The 19,111-nt window shown below is 65.9% G+C and carries 10 protein-coding genes and 1 pseudogene; 8 read left to right on the top strand and 3 right to left on the bottom strand.

All coding sequences use genetic code 11. The features are described from left to right. The 4 genes and pseudogenes from QX048_RS04970 to QX048_RS04985 all read left to right on the top strand — a co-directional run. Positions 1-4,380, top strand: a pseudogene (locus QX048_RS04970) (hypothetical protein); the annotation flags it as partial. Further along, positions 4,380-7,646 carry a hypothetical protein gene (locus QX048_RS04975; RefSeq protein ID WP_315827302.1) on the top strand — a complete coding sequence of 1,089 codons (3,267 nt, stop codon included), beginning with the start codon at positions 4,380-4,382 and terminating at the stop codon, positions 7,644-7,646. The pseudogene QX048_RS04970 and the gene QX048_RS04975, both read left to right, overlap by 1 nt. 20 nt (positions 7,647-7,666) lie before the next feature. Continuing rightward, positions 7,667-8,944, top strand: coding sequence for a 5-aminolevulinate synthase (gene hemA / locus QX048_RS04980; RefSeq protein ID WP_315827292.1), 1,278 nt, complete (start codon positions 7,667-7,669; stop codon positions 8,942-8,944). Positions 8,945-9,502: 558 nt separating this feature from the next. After that, a complete protein-coding gene (locus QX048_RS04985; RefSeq protein WP_315827291.1) occupies positions 9,503-11,359 on the top strand; it encodes a tetratricopeptide repeat-containing glycosyltransferase family protein in 1,857 nt (618 codons plus the stop codon). Positions 11,360-11,371: 12 nt separating this feature from the next. Here the strand turns inward: QX048_RS04985 and QX048_RS04990 are convergent, their stop codons facing one another. From QX048_RS04990 to QX048_RS05000, 3 genes are read right to left on the bottom strand one after another with little or no spacing between them, the layout of a single operon-like run. Next, positions 11,372-12,406 carry a class II aldolase/adducin family protein gene (locus QX048_RS04990; RefSeq protein ID WP_315827290.1) on the bottom strand — a complete coding sequence of 345 codons (1,035 nt, stop codon included), beginning with the start codon at positions 12,404-12,406 and terminating at the stop codon, positions 11,372-11,374. A 14-nt stretch (positions 12,407-12,420) separates the two neighbouring features. Next, positions 12,421-13,290, bottom strand: a complete 870-nt coding sequence (locus QX048_RS04995; RefSeq protein WP_315718342.1) for a TIGR01459 family HAD-type hydrolase — start codon at positions 13,288-13,290, stop codon at positions 12,421-12,423. Beyond that, positions 13,287-14,561, bottom strand: a complete 1,275-nt coding sequence (locus QX048_RS05000; protein WP_315827289.1) for an FGGY-family carbohydrate kinase — start codon at positions 14,559-14,561, stop codon at positions 13,287-13,289. Before QX048_RS05000 ends, QX048_RS04995 begins: the two co-directional genes overlap by 4 nt. A gap of 180 nt (positions 14,562-14,741) precedes the next feature. Here QX048_RS05000 and QX048_RS05005 point away from each other — a divergent pair, with 180 nt between their 5' ends. From QX048_RS05005 to QX048_RS05020, 4 genes are all read left to right on the top strand, one after another. Continuing rightward, positions 14,742-15,731, top strand: a complete 990-nt coding sequence (locus QX048_RS05005) for a sugar-binding transcriptional regulator (protein ID WP_315718398.1) — start codon at positions 14,742-14,744, stop codon at positions 15,729-15,731. A 38-nt stretch (positions 15,732-15,769) separates the two neighbouring features. Continuing rightward, positions 15,770-17,209 (top strand): extracellular solute-binding protein, encoded by a 1,440-nt coding sequence (locus tag QX048_RS05010; protein WP_316200377.1) that lies wholly within the window; start codon positions 15,770-15,772, stop codon positions 17,207-17,209. A gap of 102 nt (positions 17,210-17,311) precedes the next feature. Further along, positions 17,312-18,238 carry a sugar ABC transporter permease gene (locus QX048_RS05015; protein ID WP_315718399.1) on the top strand — a complete coding sequence of 309 codons (927 nt, stop codon included), beginning with the start codon at positions 17,312-17,314 and terminating at the stop codon, positions 18,236-18,238. An 11-nt stretch (positions 18,239-18,249) separates the two neighbouring features. Next, positions 18,250-19,107 (top strand): carbohydrate ABC transporter permease, encoded by an 858-nt coding sequence (locus QX048_RS05020; protein ID WP_316192198.1) that lies wholly within the window; start codon positions 18,250-18,252, stop codon positions 19,105-19,107. Positions 19,108-19,111 lie beyond the last annotated feature (4 nt).

The raw sequence follows: 19,111 nt of genomic DNA on the forward strand, positions 1-19,111 counted from the left end.
TGCCACAACGGCAAGACCGCGCAGGGCATGACCACGCCGCCGCACATCCCGACCGGGACGCTGCAGTGCTCGAACTGCCATAGCAACACCGCGGCGAGCTTCGCCACCTACACCATGAACCACGCCGCGGTATCGACCGCGCGCTGCGACAGCTGTCACAACGGCAGCTACACCGGCCAGGGCACCAAGGGGGCCATGGGCACCGCGTCGTACCCGAACCACGTCGCCACCGGCGGTGCCGACTGCGTCAGTTGTCACGCCAAGGCGGCCTCGGGCGGCTTCACCAGCTGGGGCGGTGCGGCGTTCAAGCACGCCGCGACCGACACCAATTGCGCGACCTGCCACAACGGCAAGACCGCGATGGGGATGACCACACCGCCGCACATCCCGACCGGGACGCTGCAGTGCTCGAACTGCCACAGCAACACCGCGGCGAGCTTTGCCACCTACACCATGAACCACGCCGCGGTGGCGACCGCGCGCTGCGACAGCTGTCACAACGGCTCCTACACCGGCCAGGGCACCAAGGGCGCCATGGGCACGGCGTCGTACCCGAACCACGTCGCCACCGGTGGTGCCGACTGCGTCAGCTGTCACGCCAAGGCGGCCTCGGGCGGCTTCACCAGCTGGGGCGGTGCGGCGTTCAAGCACGCGGCGACCGACACCAACTGCGCGACCTGCCACAACGGCAAGACCGCGCAGGGCATGACCACGCCGCCGCACATCCCGACCGGGACGCTGCAGTGCTCGAACTGCCACAGCAACACCGCGGCGAGCTTCGCCACCTACACCATGAACCACGCCGCGGTGGCGACGGCGCGCTGCGACAGCTGTCACAACGGCAGCTACACCGGCCAGGGCACCAAGGGCGCCATGGGCACGGCGTCGTACCCGAACCACGTCGCCACCGGCGGCGCCGACTGCGTCAGCTGCCACGCCAAGGCGGCCTCGGGCGGCTTCACCAGCTGGGGCGGTGCGGCCTTCAAGCATGCGGCCACCGACACCAATTGCGCGACCTGCCACAACGGCAAGACCGCGCAGGGGATGACCACGCCGCCGCACATCCCGACCGGCACGCTGCAGTGCTCGAACTGCCACAGCAACACCGCGGCGAGCTTCGCCACCTACACCATGAACCATGCCGCGGTGGCGACGGCGCGCTGCGACAGCTGCCACAACGGCTCCTTCACCGGCCAGGGCACCAAGGGCGCCATGGGCACGGCGTCGTACCCGAACCACGTCGCCACCGGCGGCGCCGACTGCGTCAGCTGTCACGCCAAGGCGGCGAGCGGCGGCTTCACCAGCTGGGGCGGCGCGGCGTTCAAGCATGCGGCGACCGACACCAACTGCGCGACCTGCCACAACGGCAAGACCGCGATGGGCATGACCACGCCTCCGCACATCCCGACCGGGACGCTGCAGTGCTCGAACTGCCACAGCAACACCGCGGCGAGCTTTGCCACCTACACCATGAACCACGCCGCGGTGGCGACGGCGCGCTGCGACAGCTGCCACAACGGCTCCTTCACCGGCCAGGGCACCAAGGGCGCCATGGGCACGGCGTCATATCCGAACCACGTCGCCACCGGTGGCGCCGACTGCGTCAGCTGTCACGCCAAGGCGGCCTCGGGCGGCTTCACCAGCTGGGGCGGCGCGGCGTTCAAGCACGCGGCGACCGATACCAACTGCGCGACCTGCCACAACGGCAAGACCGCGATGGGGATGACGACGCCGCCGCACATCCCGACCGGGACGCTGCAGTGCTCGAACTGCCACAGCAACACCGCGGCGAGCTTCGCGACCTACACCATGAACCATGCCGCGGTGGCGACGGCGCGCTGCGACAGCTGCCACAACGGCTCCTTCACCGGCCAGGGCACCAAGGGCGCCATGGGCACGGCGTCGTACCCGAACCACGTCGCCACCGGCGGCGCCGACTGCGTCAGCTGTCACGCCAAGGCGGCCTCGGGCGGCTTCACCAGCTGGGGCGGCGCGGCGTTCAAGCACGCGGCGACCGACACCAATTGTGCGACCTGCCACAACGGCAAGACCGCGCAGGGCATGACCACACCGCCGCACATCCCGACCGGGACGCTGCAGTGCTCGAACTGCCACAGCAACACCGCGGCGAGCTTCGCGACCTACACCATGAACCATGCCGCGGTGGCGACGGCGCGCTGCGACAGCTGCCACAACGGCTCCTTCACCGGCCAGGGCACCAAGGGCGCCATGGGCACCGCGTCGTACCCGAACCACGTCGCCACCGGTGGCGCCGACTGCGTCAGCTGTCACAGCAAGGCGGCCAGCGGCGGATATGTGAGCTGGGGCGGCGCGGCGTTCACCCACTCTGCGGCCAACACCAATTGCTCCGCCTGCCACAATGGTTCGAGCGCGAAAGGCCTGACCACCCCGCCGCATATTCCGGTGACGGGCGTGCAGTGCTCAAACTGCCACAGCAACACGGCGGCGAGCTTCGCGACCTACACGATGAGCCATGCTGCCGTGCATGCCACGCGCTGCGACAGCTGTCACAACGGCTCGTATCGCAGCCAGGGCCGCAGAGGTGCGCAGGGGCCGGATCACAGCGCCAAGACGCAGGATTGCGGATGCTGCCACGTGCGCGCCGCCGCCAACTTCTCCACCTGGGACGACGACCCGCAGAAGCCGGCAGCAGGCTGCTCCACGACGGCGCGGTCGGTGGTTCCGGCTCAGGCCCCGGCCGTCAAGGCGGTGACGCCGGCCTCGACCGCCAACCGGACGATGACGGCAGCAACGAATCCCGATGCAGCACCCGGTACGAGCGCCGCACCGGCTGCATCTCAGGCCGCTGCTGCGGCCGGCGCTGCCGCCAAGCCCGCTGCGCCATCCAGTTCGACGCTCCTGTTCAGCAGCAAGCCGCTGGCGAACACGGCTGCGACGTCGACGGCCCCGACAGCGGGGTCCGAAGCAGGGGCCTCCGCCAGTTCGTCCGGTTCCTCCAAGCCCGACAGTTCGGTCAAAGCTGGCGGCGCGACGACGTCCGTGCCGCAACCGTTGAGCACGCCGTCCCGAATGACATCCGCGACATCACCACTCTCGCCGAACGATCCCCGCGGCAGGCTCTTGCCCCCGACCGATACTGGTAGCGACTCGCCGGAAGCAAAGAATGCCGGTCGGCTTCCGTCGCTGCTGCCGACGTTCAATCCAAGGGCAGGACTTGCCGGATCGAGCACCACGGAGGCCGGCTCCAGATTCAATCACATGACGGCGCAAGGGCCATGCGCATCCTGCCATAACGGAATGACCGCGCCTGGCAAGCCGCCGAAGCACGTCGCAACCGCTGCGCCATGTGAGACCTGTCACAAGAGCACGACGACGTTCAGCGGCGCCCGGTTCAGCCATACTGGAACGACGGCGGCCTGCGCGAGCTGTCACACCGGCATGGCCGCGACCGGCAAGCCGCCGAAGCACGTCGCAACCACTGCGCCGTGTGAGACCTGTCACAAGAGCACGACGACGTTCAGCGGCGCCCGGTTCAGCCACACCGGCACGACGGCGGCCTGCGCGAGCTGCCACAACGGCATGGCCGCGACGGGCAAGCCGCAGAAGCACGTCGCGACCAGCGCGCCGTGCGAGACCTGCCACAAGAGCACGACGACGTTCAGCGGCGCCCGGTTCAGCCACACCGGCACGATGGCGGCCTGCGCGAGCTGCCACAACGGCATGGCCGCGACGGGCAAGCCGCAGAAGCACGTCGCGACCAGCGCGCCGTGCGAGACCTGCCACAAGAGCACGACGACGTTCAGCGGCGCCCGGTTCAGCCACACCGGCACGATGGCGGCCTGCGCGAGCTGTCACAACGGCATGGCCGCGACCGGCAAGCCGCAGAAGCACGTCGCGACCAGCGCGCCATGCGAGAGCTGCCACAAGAACACCGTGTCGTTCTCGGGCGCGCGGATGGATCACACCAGCCTGACTGCGCCGTGCGCCAGCTGTCACAACGGCTCCAATGCCACCGGCAAGTCGCCGAAGCACTTCGTGACCAACGTCCCCTGCGAGAGCTGCCACCGGACGGTGAGCTGGAGCTCGGTCAATTACCGGCATATGTCGGCAAGCTATCCGAACCATAGCGCGGCCATTGGCTGCACCGCCTGCCACAGCGGCAATTCGCAAGCCGTCGTGTTCAAGTTCGCGGCCTACAAGCCCGACTGCGCCGCCTGCCACGCCAGTGATTTCCGCCCGCAGCAGCACGCCAAGCTCGTGAAGCCGGCGCCGATGGACTACACCGTCGCCGAGCTCAAGGACTGCACCGGCGCATGCCATATCTATGCTGACAAATCGCAAACCACCATCATCACCCGCCGCCAGCGGCAGCACCGGGTCAATGGAGGCGGCTGGTGATGCGCGGCTGCTTCGGACAAGCAGCGGCGGCGAGGTCGGCGGGATGGCTGATCAGTCTGCTGGCCGGCCTGCTCGCAATCCTGCTCGACGGAGCCTTTGGCGTTGCACCGGCCCAGCCGGTCATCGATCAGTTCGTCGCCAATGCAACTGCCACGACGATCGGAAACTGCAGCCTTCTGCGGGTCAACTTTCACGTTCGTGTCCGCTACACCGGGCATTTCCCGCTCGACCAGGGCAGCCAGCTCAGCGTCTCGCTGCAATTGGTCGATCGGGACGCAATCATGGCGCGCCGCCTGGTCAGGCGCGAAGGCGTGCGTGTCGACAACGCCCAGGGCTCCGGCATCCAGGACGTCTATCTGACGCTCGATCAGAACAGAGGACCAATCCTCGTCGTCCAGTTTGCCGGCGAGTTCACCTATCAGATCGTCCAATCCGGCAGCTTCGAGCAGGTGGCGATCGTGGTGGCCCGAAAGGGCCCGGTGTCGGCGTGCAAGGTGAAAGCCCTGGTGCCGAGCGTAGCCGCTCCGGATGCGCCGAAACCGGTTGCGATCCCCGGCGCGGCGGCGTCGGTCCGCAACGACAATCGCACGATGCAGCAGGCGTCCGCGGCGGACATCCGGTTTGCGGAGGCCTCGATGGACGAGGCTCGCGCGTCGATCAAGAAAGGCAATTTCAGCGCCGCGATCGATCTCCTGCGAAAGGTGCTGAAACTCCCCGAGAACGGCTCGAGCGCCGAGGCGCAGGAGCTGCTCGGCGTGGCGCGGCAGAAGGCCGGCCAGACCGCTGCCGCGCAGGCGGAGTATGAAGACTATCTGCGCCGCTATCCGAGCGGCGAGGGCGCCGAGCGGGTGAGGCAGCGGCTCGCTGCGCTTCTCACCGCGACCAGCAGTGCACCGGCGCGGCCGCGCGACATGTCTTCTGTCACGCCCGAGGGCGGAGACATGGGGACAGGCATGCCGACCAAGGCGGCAGGGCCGAACGGCGACACCCGCTGGTCGATGTCGGGCAGCCTCTCGACCACCTTCATCACGAACGACACGACCAGCGCCGTCAAGGACAGGGCGATTGCGCCGAACCCGAATGCGGATCCCGACGCGCACCGGGTGCATCAGAACACGCTGCTGACCAATTTCGACTTTCTCGGCACCGCCGACAACGATCGCATCAGGACCAAGTTCAGGCTGGCGTTCACCCATGAGCGCCAGTTCGATACCGGAAACGACAAATACGGCGTCTCGACCGCCCAGGTTGACTACACGCTGAAGGAGGCCGACGTGACGCTGCGCGTCGGACGGCAGTCCCGCAACACAGGCGGCGTGATCGGCCGCTTCGACGGCGCGGTGCTGAGCTGGCAGAAGAGCCCCGGGCTGCGCCTGAACGTGCTCGCGGGCTCGCCGAACTGGAGCCGTTTCGACGCACCGTTCAAGGATGGCAAGACGCTCTATGGCGCGAGCATCGATTTCGGCAAGATCCTCGGCGGCCTCGAGACCACGGTCTATCTGATCACGCAATACGACCGCAACATCGTCGACCGCCAGGCCATCGGAGCCGAATTCCGCTATTTCGACACCAACAAGTCGCTGCTCGGCCTGATCGACTACGACACGCATTTCCGCGCGCTCAATGCCGCCGTGTTCTCGGGAACCTATACGTTCGAGGACAAGTCGGTCGTCAACGCCTCGTTCGATTATCGAAGGGTGCCATTTCTCTCGACGTGGAATGCGCTGCAGGGGCAGCCGTTCCTCACGCTCTACGACATGATGAAGTTCAATACGGCCGGCGAGATCAGGCAGCTCGCGATCGACCGCACGCCGACGTTCCAGTCGGCGATGGTGAGCTATTCGCGGCCCCTGAACGAGACCTGGCAGGTCGCGGCCGATGCCACGGTGACCAATCTGACCGGCACGCTGCCCTCCGGGGGCGTCGACGGCACGCCGGCGAGCGGCCTCGAATATTATCTGTCGGCTCAACTGACCGGGAACGGCATCATCAAGCCGGGCGATCTGTTCATGGGCGCGCTGCGGTACGCGAGCCTGGCGGATTCGAAGTTCTACGTGCTCGATCTCGCCACGCGCTATCCGATCACGCCCGATCTCGCCATCAGCCCGCGGCTGCGGGCGGGGTACAGGTCCGGGACGAAGACCGACTTGAAGGAGTACACGATTCTGCCGTCGCTGCTGGTCAGCTATCTCTGGTCGAAGGAGATCAGCCTGGAAACGGAGATCGGCTACCGGTTCGTCGACAGCACGCTGGCCAACGTCAAGACGACGACCAAGGACTTGTTCGCGACGGTCACGTTGCGGCGCGATTTCAACGCCGACGGTGTCACGAAGTGCAACGCCTCGATTGTCAGTTGCGCCTGGGCCAGGCCTGCGGCGCTGCAGGGCGGCCAGGGGGCGGGCTCGGGCGATATGCCGCTGCGGTCGCGCGCGTCGATCCTGCCGTCCTACATGCTGGAGACCGGAGTGCGCTACTGGTTCAGCTCCGGGCAGAATCGATACCGCTATTTCGCCGATCAGGCTGCGACGCTTCAGGTCTCCCGGCTCGCCTATGGCGGCATGACCGGGCACAGCGGCGAGATGTTCTTCAGGGTCGATGCGCTCGACGGCCCGTTCACCAACATGTTTCTGAAGGGCTATTTCGGAGCGGGCAAGATCAGCTCGGGCACGCTCGTCGACGAGGACTTTGCGCCCTTCGTCAATCCGTCGTCCAAGACCGTCAGCAGCGTGGGCGGGCGGCTGCAATACGCAAATCTCGATGTCGGTTTCAACCTGCTGGAGACGGACCGCTTCCGGCTCGGCGCCTTCGTCGGCTATCAATATTGGACAGAAACGGTCGACGCGCGGGGCTGCACCCAGGTGGGTGGCAATCCGACGATCTGCAGTCCGGCGCTTGGGGCAGGCGTGAAGGTTGTGACCGAGCAGGATCGCTGGCATAGCGGACGGGCCGGTGTCTCACTCGACACGCGGCTGTCGGACCGGCTGAGCTGGCAGGCGGAGGCCGCCTATGTCTGGACTTCGCAGAATGCGATCGACACGCACTATTTCACCTTCGGGCGCGATCCCGCCTCGGGACAAGGATCCGGATTCCAGGCCGAGACCGTGCTGAACTACCAGTTGACCGACAATTTCCGCATCGGCATCGGTGGGCGCTGGTGGCATCTCAGCACCAATGCGGTCGATTCGTTCAATCAGGTGCTGCGATATACGACGGAGCGTTATGGCGTGTTTCTCCAGGGCTCCTACCAGTTCAATCGGGCAAGATAGTCTGCTGGAGTCGTCCAATCATGAACTACCAGATGCGGCCGTTCGGCCTTCTCCCTGAATATGACGCGATGTTCCGCGGTGCATTGGATCGACTGCATCAGGAACGGCGCTACCGTGTCTTTGCGGACCTCGAACGCCTGGCGGGGCGCTATCCGTATGCGATCTGGCATTCGGAGGAAGGCAAGCGTGAGGTCGTGATCTGGTGCTCCAACGACTATCTGGGCATGAGCCAGCACCCGAATGTCATAGGAGCCATGATCGATGCCGCAGCGCGCATGGGCACAGGCGCGGGCGGCACCCGTAACATCGCGGGAACGAACCATCCGCTCGTCGCCCTCGAGCAGGAGCTGGCTGATCTCCACGGCAAGGAAGCCGCGCTGGTGTTTACCTCCGGCTACGTCTCCAACGAGGCGGGGATATCGACGATCGCCAAGCTGCTGCCTGGGTGTTTGCTGCTTTCCGACGAGCTGAACCACAACTCCATGATCGAGGGGGTTCGCAAGGCCGGTGCTGAGAAGCAGATCTGGCAGCACAATGATCCTGAGCATCTCGAACGGCTGCTGCGGGCGGCAGATCCCGAAAGGCCCAAGCTCATCGTGTGCGAGAGCCTGTACTCGATGGACGGGGATGTCGCGCCTCTGCATCGAATTTGTGACTTGGCCGAGCGCTACGGCGCTCTGACCTATGTCGACGAGGTGCACGCGGTCGGGATGTATGGCCCGCGCGGCGGCGGCATAGCTGAGCGCGACGGGGTCATGGAAAGGATCGACATTGTTGAGGGCACGCTGGCAAAGGCCTATGGCTGTCTCGGCGGCTATCTTGCGGCTGGGGCGAACCTGATCGATGCGGTGCGCTCCTACGCCCCCGGTTTCATCTTCACGACGGCATTGCCGCCTCCGGTCTGCGCAGCCGCGACCGCTGCAATCCGGCATCTGAAAGCCTCGACAGCGGAGCGCGTCCGGCATCAGGATCGCGCAGCGCGATTAAAGTCGGTCCTGACGGCAGCAGACCTGCCGGTGATGCCGAGCGAGAGCCATATCGTGCCGGTGCATGTCGGCGATCCCGAGAAGTGCAGGGCGGCTTCGGACCTGCTGATGTCGGAGCATGGCATCTACATCCAGCCGATCAATTACCCCACTGTCCGGCGAGGACTGGAACGCCTGCGTCTTACCCCGACGCCCTATCACGACGACGCGCTCATGGACCAACTGGTCCATGCGATGATGAAGGTGTGGGACAGGCTCCATCTCTGTTACCGCCGGGAGAGCGGTCTCACGCGTGGGCATGAAGCGCCATAGCGCTGCCGGCGAAAGATTGGATCAGAAATCGGCGTCCGGCCGGTGTGCGGAAAGGCGGTCGTGCTTCAGCCACTGAACGAACGCACGTGTTCTCCCTCTCCGAGCGCACCATCCAACCTCTCCCTCCTTTCCAGTCCGTTTCCGATCTGTGTGCGGATGGCCGTGTCCAGCGACGAGCCCGAGCTGTCCGACGGCCCATGTCAGGCATCCGGCCGGATCAGCGCCAGGCCCGAGTCCGGATCGTGAAACTTGCGCAGATGCGCCGGCGTTTCGCTGATGATGATCTCGAGGGTCGGGCGGATGGCCCGACCTCATATAGGCGTAACCACCGAAGAAGTCCTCACCCTTGTCCTGCACGCCGATTTGATCGTGCCCGCGATGGTTGCGCTGAATTTGACTTCCACGAAGTGGTCATCGGATCGTTGTCTTCCGCGCAATTATGCTAGGGAATGCAGCCAGAATCGGAGCGGCCCTCACCACAGCCGGAGATAGAATTGCGGCTGTCAGCCTGAATGAGAATCAACTACTTTAACGACGCAACCTGGACCATATGCAGCAATGAACCGTCGCGAGCGCCGAGCTTCACCCGCTAAAGTGAAGCTCCAACCTGTCAAGCCCGATGGTGCCGCGCTCTTCTATGACGCTGCTTTGCGCGATGTCGCCGATGGCCGACATGCGGATGCCGAACGGTGTTGCCATATGGCGCTTGCGATCGACGGAGGGCATGCGCCGACCCTCAACTTGCTGGGCATCCTTGCCCTGCAGGGGCAGCAGTATGAAGCTGCATTGCAGTGGGTATCCCGCGCGCTCCAGCAGGATGTTCAGCCGCAGTACTTCCTGAGTCTTGGCACGGTGCTGCAGGTCTTGGGACGCTCGGATGAGGTGCTGAAGGTCGTCGACAAGGCGACGGCGCTCGGTCTCGAAAGCGCCGATCTGTGGATGCTGAGGGGGAATGCCCTCGTCAACCTGCAGCAGCTCGCCGACGCCGTGTCGAGCTTCCAACGTGTGCTGGAGCTGAATTCCAGGCATTGGGATGCCGCCAACCAGTGCGGCATCACGCTTCAACGGCTGGGGCGGATCGACGACGCGCTTACCTATCTCGATCTGAGCGACGTCTTGCGGCCCAACCATGTCCCGACACTCTTGATGCGTGGCGCGCTTCTGAACGGCTTGAAGCGCTTCGACGAGGCCCTGACGATCTGCCAGCGAGCTCACGCCATCGAACCGGAAAACTCCGACATCTGTGTCAAGACCGGCATCGTGTTGCGGACGATGTGCCGAGACGAGGACGCGTTGGAATGGTTCGAGCGAGCCCTGGCTCTGCAGCCGGGTTCAAGGGATGCGCTGCACGACAAGGCCTCCGTGCTGACGAAGCTCCGTCGGTTCGACGAGGCGTTCGAGATCTACAGGCAGTTGAAGGGGGCCGATCCGAGAGACGCGCTGGCCGATCTTGGAACGGCTCATTTGAACCTGTTGTTGGGAAATCTCGACGCGGGCTGGTCTGGCCGGGAGGCCCGTTGGAGCCTGCCGAGCTCTTATCCGCGCTTCCGGCGACCCATGTGGCTCGGCCAGGATGGCATCGCGGGACAAACCATCGTCATCGCCGCCGATGAAGGACTGGGCGATACGATCCAGTTTGTCCGCTACGTGCCGATGGTCGCAGCGTTGGGCGCGCGCGTCATCCTTGCCGTTCAAAAGCCGTTGCTTCCACTGTTGTCGAACATGCCAGGCATTTCGCAATGTATTCCGGTCTCGGAGGCCGCCGACCTTGCGGGGGTGGATGTCCATTGTCCGATCATGAGCCTGCCGTTTGCCTTTCGGACGACACTGGCCACGATTCCAGCGCCGGTGTCCTATTTGCCGGCGCCTGATCCGGATCGGATCCAACTCTGGCAGGAGCGCCTTGGCACGCCCGAGAAATTGCGCGTCGGCCTGGTCTGGTCAGGCAACCCCAATCATCTCGACGACCACAATCGCTCCATCCCGTTGCGCACGTTGTCCCGCCTGCTCGGCGCGGATGCGGCGTTTGTCAGCCTGCAGAAGGAGCCGAAGGCCGAAGACAAGGCCGTGCTCCAGGAGACGAGCGGGATCGTGGACCTGACGGGTCAACTTGCCGATTTCGCCGATACCGCCGCGCTGATCTCATGTCTGGATCTCGTGATCACGGTCGATACCAGTGTCGCTCATCTCTCCGGCGCGCTTGGCTGTCCGACCTGGACGCTTCTGTCGTACACGCCGGACTATCGCTGGCTGCTCGATCGTGACGACAGCGTCTGGTATCCGCGCATGCGCCTGTTCCGTCAGCGCGAAAGGCGCGATTGGGGCGAAGTCATCGATCAGGTCGGAGATGCGCTTCACGAACTGGTTGGGGCGAGGGCGCCGTCCCCGCCGGTCTCGAGCGATGCGATCGCGTGATCCGTCGCCGCTTCAATTCGACGGCTGGCGGCTTGCCGTCAGCTGCTGCCGGTAACGTTCGGCGTCCCAGTTGAGCAGCAACTGCTCGTGCTGAGACGAGAGATAGCCGATATCGGCCGATAACGGCAGGCGGCTGGTCACGAGCGCGAGGCAGCTCAGCATGGCCTCGGCGCCCGGGCTGGCGTCGCTGCGGATGAGGGCGCCGAGACCCGGCGCGAGGGCCGCGACGGGCGCGGGCAGGCGGCTCGCGTCCGCCCGTGCGAGCAGCGTGGCGAGGCCGCCGGCGCTCTCGATCGTCGGCAGGCCCGGGCCGAGAAACACGACGTGGTCCGGATACAACGAGCCGCCGGTCGCGATGGCGCGGCTGAAAGGATCGGTGGCGATGCCGTGGCTACCAGCATCGTGCGGCAGGCGATAGGCGGTGCCGGCGCACAGACGGCGCAAGGCCGCGGCGTCGGCAGCGGGCGCCGGGCGCACCGGCAGCGCCAGCCTGCGCTCGACGTCATGGACCAGCGCCTCGGCCTGATCGCAGCTTTCGGCACCGACGACGAGGCCGTGATTGCCGAGGATCAGCACGTCGATGCGGTCGCGCGCGACGATGGTGCTTACTGCGCGCGCCAGCGGCAGTCCGGGATGAAAGTAGTCGAGATGGCGCCAGGCGAGCCCATCCAGCCGCGCTGCAAATTCATCGCGCGCATCGCGCCGCGCCGCCCAGGCGATGGTGTTGACGGCATGCACGTGTAGCACGACCCGGTGCGGCAGCAGCCCATGCAGCGCGGTCTCGATCGAGGCGCGCAGGGGGCCGGGAGCGGCCAGCGGAATGCGCTCGTCATCAGCGGCGAGCGCATCGCGCGCCGCAGGCAGGAGAACAGGCACGAAGATGTCCTTCGCGTCGGCGTCGGCAAGCCAGGTGCCGGACGCCTTCACCCACAGCACATCATCCTGCTTGAGCGAGGAGTTGCCGCCGGCGCCTTGCACCAGCTCGATGTTGCGGCCGACCCGCGCCGACATCCGGCGCAAATCATCAAGCTCGGCAGGCTCGCGCATTTCGCGTCTCCTTCTCACCACACCAGGTGCTGCATCGTCCAATTCGGCATGCGGCCGGGCGAAGCTGCGAGCTTGCGCGTTGCCGCAGCGAGGTCGGGCGCACCGGCCAGCGTCGTGCGATGCACGCCATCGCCGAGCAGCAGGCTCTGCAGGCCTGCAGCGCGGGCGCCGGCGACGTCATGGTCGAGCGAGTCGCCGATCATCAGCACGCGGTGCGGGTCCGGATCGCCGAGCTGCTCCAGCGCCGCCGCGAAGATCGGCGCATGCGGCTTGCCGACGAAGCTCACCGGGCCGCCGAGCCACTCATAGGCGCGCGCCAGCGTGCCGGGCGCCGGCACGAGGCCGGCCGCACCGAACATCATCAGGTCGGGATTGGCGCAGATCATCGGCACGCCCCGCGCGGCCGCGCCGGTGAATCGATCGCGCCAGAGGTCGGGCTCGGCGAGGTCGTCATCGAGGCCGCCGAGCAGGATGAAGTCGGCGTCACGCATATCCGTCACGAGGACGAGGTCGAGCCCGTCGATCAGCGAGCAATCGCCGCCCCGGGTGATCAGGAAGCAGGCATTGCCACAATCGGTGAAGGGTTCGCGGGTGCGGTCGCGCAGGCCGGTCCAAGTCACCTCGCCCGAGGTGAGAATGCCGTCATAGGTCGAGCGCGGCAGGCCGAGCCGGGCGAGGCGCTCGGCATTGGCGCTCGCGCGCTTGCCGGAGTTCGACAGCACCAGGATGTGCTTGCCGGCCTCGCGCAGCCTGAGGACGCAGTCATGCGCGGCGGGAAGCACCGTTCTGCCGTCATGCAACGTGCCCCATTGGTCGAGCAGGACGTGATCGAACCGGTCGGCAATGGCGGACAGGCCGCTGATCTCGCACGCCGCCGCCGTCATCGCGGCGGTCCCTGCAGCGCCAGCAGCGCTGTGCCGTAGCTCGCTTCGGTCTGCGCGGCGACGCTGACGGGCACGCCGACGATGCGCCGGCGGATATCGGTCCAGGCATCATTTCGGGCGCCGCCGCCGATGCTGATCACCCGCCGCAGCGCCGGTGCGCCGAGCGCGTGAAGACGCTGATAGGCCAGCGCTTCCACGCCGGCAATTCCTTCGAGCAGCGCCTGGTAGAAGCGATGATCCTCGACCGGCCGCGGCGCGATCCGCGGCGCCAGCGCGGGATCTGCGATCGGAAAACGTTCGCCGGGTTTGGGCAGCGGATAGTAGTCGAGCCCGGTCGGCTCGTCGGGGCGGAGCAACGGTGCCATGCGGTCCATGTCGGCGGCGGTGAAATGCGCAAGCAGTGCGGCGCCACCGGAGTTCGATGCGCCGCCGGCGAGCCATTTGTCGCCGAGGCGATGCGAGTACACGCCCTGATCGGCGGCGAAGATCGGCTGCGTCGCGATCAGCTTCACCACCAGCGTGGTGCCGAGCGAGGTCACCGCATCGCCCGGCGCATCGGCGCCGGTGGCGATGAAGGCGGCGACGCCGTCGGTGGTGCCGGCGACGATGCGCGCCGACGGCGACAGACCGAGCGCGCGCGCGGTCGACGGATCGATATCGGCGAATGGCGTGCCCGGCACGAGAACGCTCGGCAGGACGTCGCGAGGAACGCCGAGCTGATCCATCCAGCGCGGCCATTCGCGCCTGACGGGGTCATAGCCAAGCTTCAGGGCGTTGTTCTCATCGCTGACGCCGTGATGGCCGGCGAGGCGTCCGGCGATCCAGTCGGCCTGGTGCACGGCTTGTCGCGCGCCGCTCGTGGAGGCGAGCAGATGCAGCAGCTTGGCGAGCGGGCCGCTCGTGCCATGCGCACCGCTCTCGGGCGGCGCGATTGCGGCGATGCGCCTGGCCTCGTCGACGGCGCGGGCATCATTGTACATCAGGCCGAGCGAGCGGGGCCGCCCGTCGGCGTCGATCAGCAGCAAGGTGCCGGAGGTGCCGTCGACCGCGATGCGCGCGACGGCGCCGAGATCGACGATCCTGCCGAGCTTGTCGAGCGCCGCGACCGTCGCCTGCCACCACAGCTCAGGATCCTGGTCGATGGCGTTGCCGTCCTGACGCGGCGCGACCAGCGGAACGGCGGCTGCGCCCTTGATCTCGCCGCTGATATCGACGGCGCAGGCGCGCACACCGCTCGTGCCCACGTCGATGCCGACAAACAATTCCGTCATGCGACCTCATCCCGTTGCGTGCCGGCGAGCATGGCTGTGCTCGCCCGGCGCGTCATCCCTGACGCGCTGCAGCACGTTTGGGGGATTGACGGCCGGACCGGCGTCTGCAATTTTTTGCAAGGTGTGAAGAATTTTGCAAGCAGGCATTCAGGCGTGACGACAGCTTCCGACAGGGCGCCCATGGTGGACGGCGAGGCCTCGCTCGCGACGCGCGCCGCCTGGCTGTATTTCGCGGCCGGGCTGACGCAGTCGGAGGTCGCCGACCGCCTCAACATCCAGAGCACCAAGGCGCATCGCCTGATCGCGCGGGCCAGCCGCGAGGGTATGATCCGTGTCTTCGTCGAGGGTCCCGTCGCCGAATGCGTCGCACTCGAGAACGCGCTGGCCGAACGCTACGGGCTCGACTTCTGCCGTGTTGCGCCGGATCTCGGCGAGGGCGATCTGCCACTGAAGGCCCTCGCGCTGGAGGGTGCGAGCTTCCTGCGCCAGGTGCTGGAGCGCGGCGACGACAAGATCATCGGCGTCGGCCACGGTCGCACGCTTGCGGCGGTGGTGGCGCAACTGCCGCAGACGCCGGCGCGCGACGTGCAGTTCGTGTCGCTGCTCGGCGGCCTGACGCGCAAATTCGCCGCCAACCCGTTCGATGTGATCCATCGCCTGGCCGAGCGCACCGGCGCCGAAGCCTATCTGCTGCCGGTGCCGGTGTTCGCCAACTCCGTCGCCGACCGCCGCGTGCTGATGCAGCAATTCGGCATATCGGACGTGTTCGCGCTGGCGCAGCGGGCGTCGCTGCTGTTCGTCGGCATCGGCCAGATCCATGCCGACGGCTTCCTGGTGTCGAGCGGCATGATCAAGCCGGATGAGGTCGTCGAGCTGAAGCGCGCCGGCGCCTGCGCCGATCTGCTCGGGCATTTCTTCAACGCCCAGGGCGAGCTGCTCGATCTCGATCTTTCGGCGCGCGCCACCTCGATGGCCGCTGCCGATCTGAAGAAGCACCGCATCGTCGCCATCGGCGGCGGCGAGGCAAAGATCACAGCCCTGCGCGCGGTGCTGCGCAGCGGCTTCCTGAACGGTCTCATCATCGATGAGGTAACCGCTCAGGCATTGGCGACCGACAAGCCGGAGAAAACATCCGGCAACTCCAAGAACAAGAGTCGGAAGGGCAGGTAACGCGAACACGTCTCTACAAAAAACAAAGGGAGGGTTGAATGTACGATCGTGAGAAGAATCTCTTTGCGGCCTATGCCGGCAAGCGCATCAGCCGGCGTGATCTGCTCGACGGCGCTGCCAAGCTCGGCATCGCCGGTGTCGCCGCCAATGCCGCCTTTGCCTCGGCGATGTCGAGGGCGATGGCCGCTGACTTCAACTGGAAGGCCCATAGCGGCAAGACCGTCAAGCTGCTCTTGAACAAGCATCCTTACGTCGATGCGATGATCGGCGACATCGAGGCGTTCAAGAGCCTCACCGGCATGAACGTCACCTACGACATCTTCCCGGAGGACGTCTATTTCGACAAGGTGACGGCGGCGCTGTCGTCGAAGTCCGATCAGTACGACGCCTTCATGAGCGGCGCCTACATGACCTGGACCTACGGTCCGGCCGGCTGGATCGAGGACCTCAACGCCTACATCAAGGATCCGGCCAAGACCAATCCGGCGTTCGCCTGGGACGATGTGCTGCCGGGCCTGCGCTCCTCCACCGCCTGGGACGGCGTCGCCGGCTCCGAGCTCGGCTCCGGCAAGGCCAAGCAATGGTGCATCCCGTGGGGCTACGAGCTCAACAACATCACCTATAACCGCAAGATATTCGACAAGGTCGGCGTCAAGCCGCCCACCAATCTCGACGACATGCTGGAGGTCGCGGCCAAGATCACCAAGGACGCTGGCGGCCCCTATGGCGTCGGCGTGCGCGGTTCGCGCTCGTGGGCGACCATCCATCCGGGCTTCCTCTCGGCCTACGCCAATTTCGGCCAGAAGGATTTCGTGATGGAAGGCGGCAAGCTGAAGGCCGCGATGAACACCAAGGCCTCCAAGGACTTCCACGAGAAATGGGTCAGGATGATCCAGGGGTCGGGTCCGAAGAACTGGTCGACCTACACCTGGTATCAGGTCGGCACGGACCTCGGCGCCGGCGCCTCCGGCATGATCTTCGACGCCGACATTCTCGGCTACTTCATGAACGGCGGCGAGAACAAGGAGCGCGGCAATCTCGGCTATGCGCCGTTCGCGGCCAATCCGGCCGCGAAGGCGCCGACGCCGAACGTCTGGATCTGGTCGCTGGCGATGTCGAGCTTCTCCAAGCAGAAGGATGCGGCCTGGACCTTCATGCAGTGGGCGGCCTCCGTCGAGCACGGTCTGTTCGGTGCCCGCAAGATGGATTTCGTCAATCCGGTCCGCGCCTCCGTGTGGAAGGACGGCGAATTCCGCGACCGCATCGCCAAGTCCTATCCTGGCTATCTCGAGCAGCATGACCTGTCGGCACCAGGTGCGAAGATTTACTTCACGGCGCAGCCGCTGTTCTTCGACCTCACGACGGAGTGGGCGGCCTCGCTGCAGAAGATGGTGGCCAAGGAGATCAGCGTCGATGAGGGCCTCGACAAGCTTGCCGAGAGCATCAACCGTCAGCTGAAGCAGGCCGGCCTCGGCTGAGGCCGCGCCGCATCTCCCATGACCGCCTGCCGGCCCGGATGCTCCCCACAAGCGTCCGGGTCGGCCCCATCCCGCGCTGATGTGATCACGCCTGTCATGAGCATGGCCCAACTTGTCGAGACCAAGGCGACGCCGCGCCGCACGAAACGCTGGCGCGGCCGGCTGCTGCCGTATTTGCTGAGCCTGCCGGCGCTGCTGGTCTGCATCGCCATCCTGGTGCCGTTCGTGACCGCTGCGGTCTATTCATTGCAGCGCTACCGGCTCAATCTGCCGTATCTGCGCGGCTTCATCGGCATCGACAACTATATCGACTTTCTGTCCGATCCGGCGTTCTGGAACACGCTGCGCATCTCGCTGGTCTATACCGCGGTGACCGTCATCGCCGAGCTGCTGCTCGGCCTCGGCATAGCGCTGCTGCTGCGCCGGCCGACGCGCTTCCACAATGCCGTGTCGATCATGCTGCTGCTGCCGCTGATGACGGCGCCGGCGATCGCCGCGCTGATGTGGAAGCTGATGACCAATCCGAGCTTCGGCATCCTGTCCTATCTGGTCGGGCTGCTCGGCGTGCACGATTTCAAATGGGCGTCCGATCCGTCGACCGCGCTGTTCACCGTCGTTCTGGTCGACGTCTGGGTCTACACGCCCTTCATCATGATCCTGCTCCTGGCTGGCCTGCGCTCGCTGCCGCGGCAGCCGTTCGAGGCGGCGGCGCTCGACGGCGTGCCGGCGAGCTTCGTGTTCTTCCGCATCACCCTGCCGATGCTCGCGCCCTACATCATCACCGCCTCGCTGTTCCGGCTGCTCGATTCGATCCAGCAGTTCGACATCGTCTATGCGATGACGCAAGGCGGCCCCGGCGACCGGCTGATGGTGTTCCAGGTCCAGGCCTATCTCGAGTTCTTCCAGTACACCAATGTCGGACGCTCGGCGGCGCTGCTGATGATCCTGTGGCTGATCACCAACATCCTGTCGAACATCTTCATCAAGAACTGGCTCCGGCTGCGCGAACGCGCCCACGGCCACGCCTGAGGAGAGAGGTCATGGATCACTCCAGCCCGGCTGGTCGCATCTTCCGTGGCATCGCGCTTGCGCTGGTGCTCGTGTTCTTCATGTTCCCGATCGTCTGGATCCTCCTGATGTCGTTCCAGACCAATGAGCAGATCCTGCGCATCCCGCCGCGTGTGTTCTTCGAGCCGACGTTCGCCAATTACGAGGCGCTGATCTCGGGCCAGCTCAAGACCGCCGCCGGCAATCTGCAGCTCACCTTCATGCGCAATCTGATGAACAGCTTCGTGCTGTCGAGCGCGTCGGTGATCCTGGCGCTGCTGCTCGGCGTCCCCGCGGCCTATGCGTTCGCGCGCTTCAAGTTCCGGCTCGGCGAGACCATCGCCTTCACGCTGCTGTCGTTCCGCTTCGCGCCGCCGCTCCTGGTGCTGCTTCCGCTGTCGCTGTACTACCAGCAGCTTGGCCTCAACGACACCTATTTTGGCATCGTCTGGGTCTACCAGCTGATCGCGCTGCCGCTGATCCTGTGGATCGTGCGCGGCTATTTCGAGGACATCAGTCCCGACATCGAGCACGCCTACCGGCTCGCGGGGCATTCCTGGCGCGAGGCGTTCACCCGCATTGCCGTGCCGCTGGCCGGGCCCGGCATCGCCGCGGCGGGCCTGCTGTCCTTCATCTTCTGCTGGAACAACTTCGTCTTTGCGCTGATCCTGGCCTCGGCCGACAAGCAGCCGGTAACGGTCGGCGCATTGGCCTTCGTGACGGCGTCCGGTATCCAATACGGCCAGATCGCCGCCGCGATCGTGCTGTCGGTCACCCCGACATTGCTGCTCGCGCTCTATGCGCAGCGCTATCTGGTCGAAGGTCTCTCGCTCGGTGCAGTGAAGGGTTGAGGAT

The organism is Bradyrhizobium sp. SZCCHNS30572, assembly GCF_032484415.1.
Lineage (GTDB): Bacteria > Pseudomonadota > Alphaproteobacteria > Rhizobiales > Xanthobacteraceae > Bradyrhizobium.

Bases quoted from the DNA above. Each gene is read 5' to 3' on its own strand.
- QX048_RS04975 (WP_315827302.1), top strand. From the start codon at position 4,380: ATGCGCGGCTGCTTCGGACAAGCAGCGGCGGCGAGGTCGGCGGGATGG.
- QX048_RS05000 (WP_315827289.1), bottom strand. From the start codon at position 14,561: ATGACGGAATTGTTTGTCGGCATCGACGTGGGCACGAGCGGTGTGCGC.
- QX048_RS05020 (WP_316192198.1), top strand. From the start codon at position 18,250: ATGGATCACTCCAGCCCGGCTGGTCGCATCTTCCGTGGCATCGCGCTT.
- QX048_RS05010 (WP_316200377.1), top strand. From the start codon at position 15,770: ATGTACGATCGTGAGAAGAATCTCTTTGCGGCCTATGCCGGCAAGCGC.
- QX048_RS04995 (WP_315718342.1), bottom strand. From the start codon at position 13,290: ATGACGGCGGCGGCGTGCGAGATCAGCGGCCTGTCCGCCATTGCCGAC.
- QX048_RS04990 (WP_315827290.1), bottom strand. From the start codon at position 12,406: ATGCGCGAGCCTGCCGAGCTTGATGATTTGCGCCGGATGTCGGCGCGG.
- QX048_RS05015 (WP_315718399.1), top strand. From the start codon at position 17,312: ATGGCCCAACTTGTCGAGACCAAGGCGACGCCGCGCCGCACGAAACGC.
- hemA (WP_315827292.1), top strand. From the start codon at position 7,667: ATGAACTACCAGATGCGGCCGTTCGGCCTTCTCCCTGAATATGACGCG.
- QX048_RS04985 (WP_315827291.1), top strand. From the start codon at position 9,503: ATGAACCGTCGCGAGCGCCGAGCTTCACCCGCTAAAGTGAAGCTCCAA.
- QX048_RS05005 (WP_315718398.1), top strand. From the start codon at position 14,742: ATGGTGGACGGCGAGGCCTCGCTCGCGACGCGCGCCGCCTGGCTGTAT.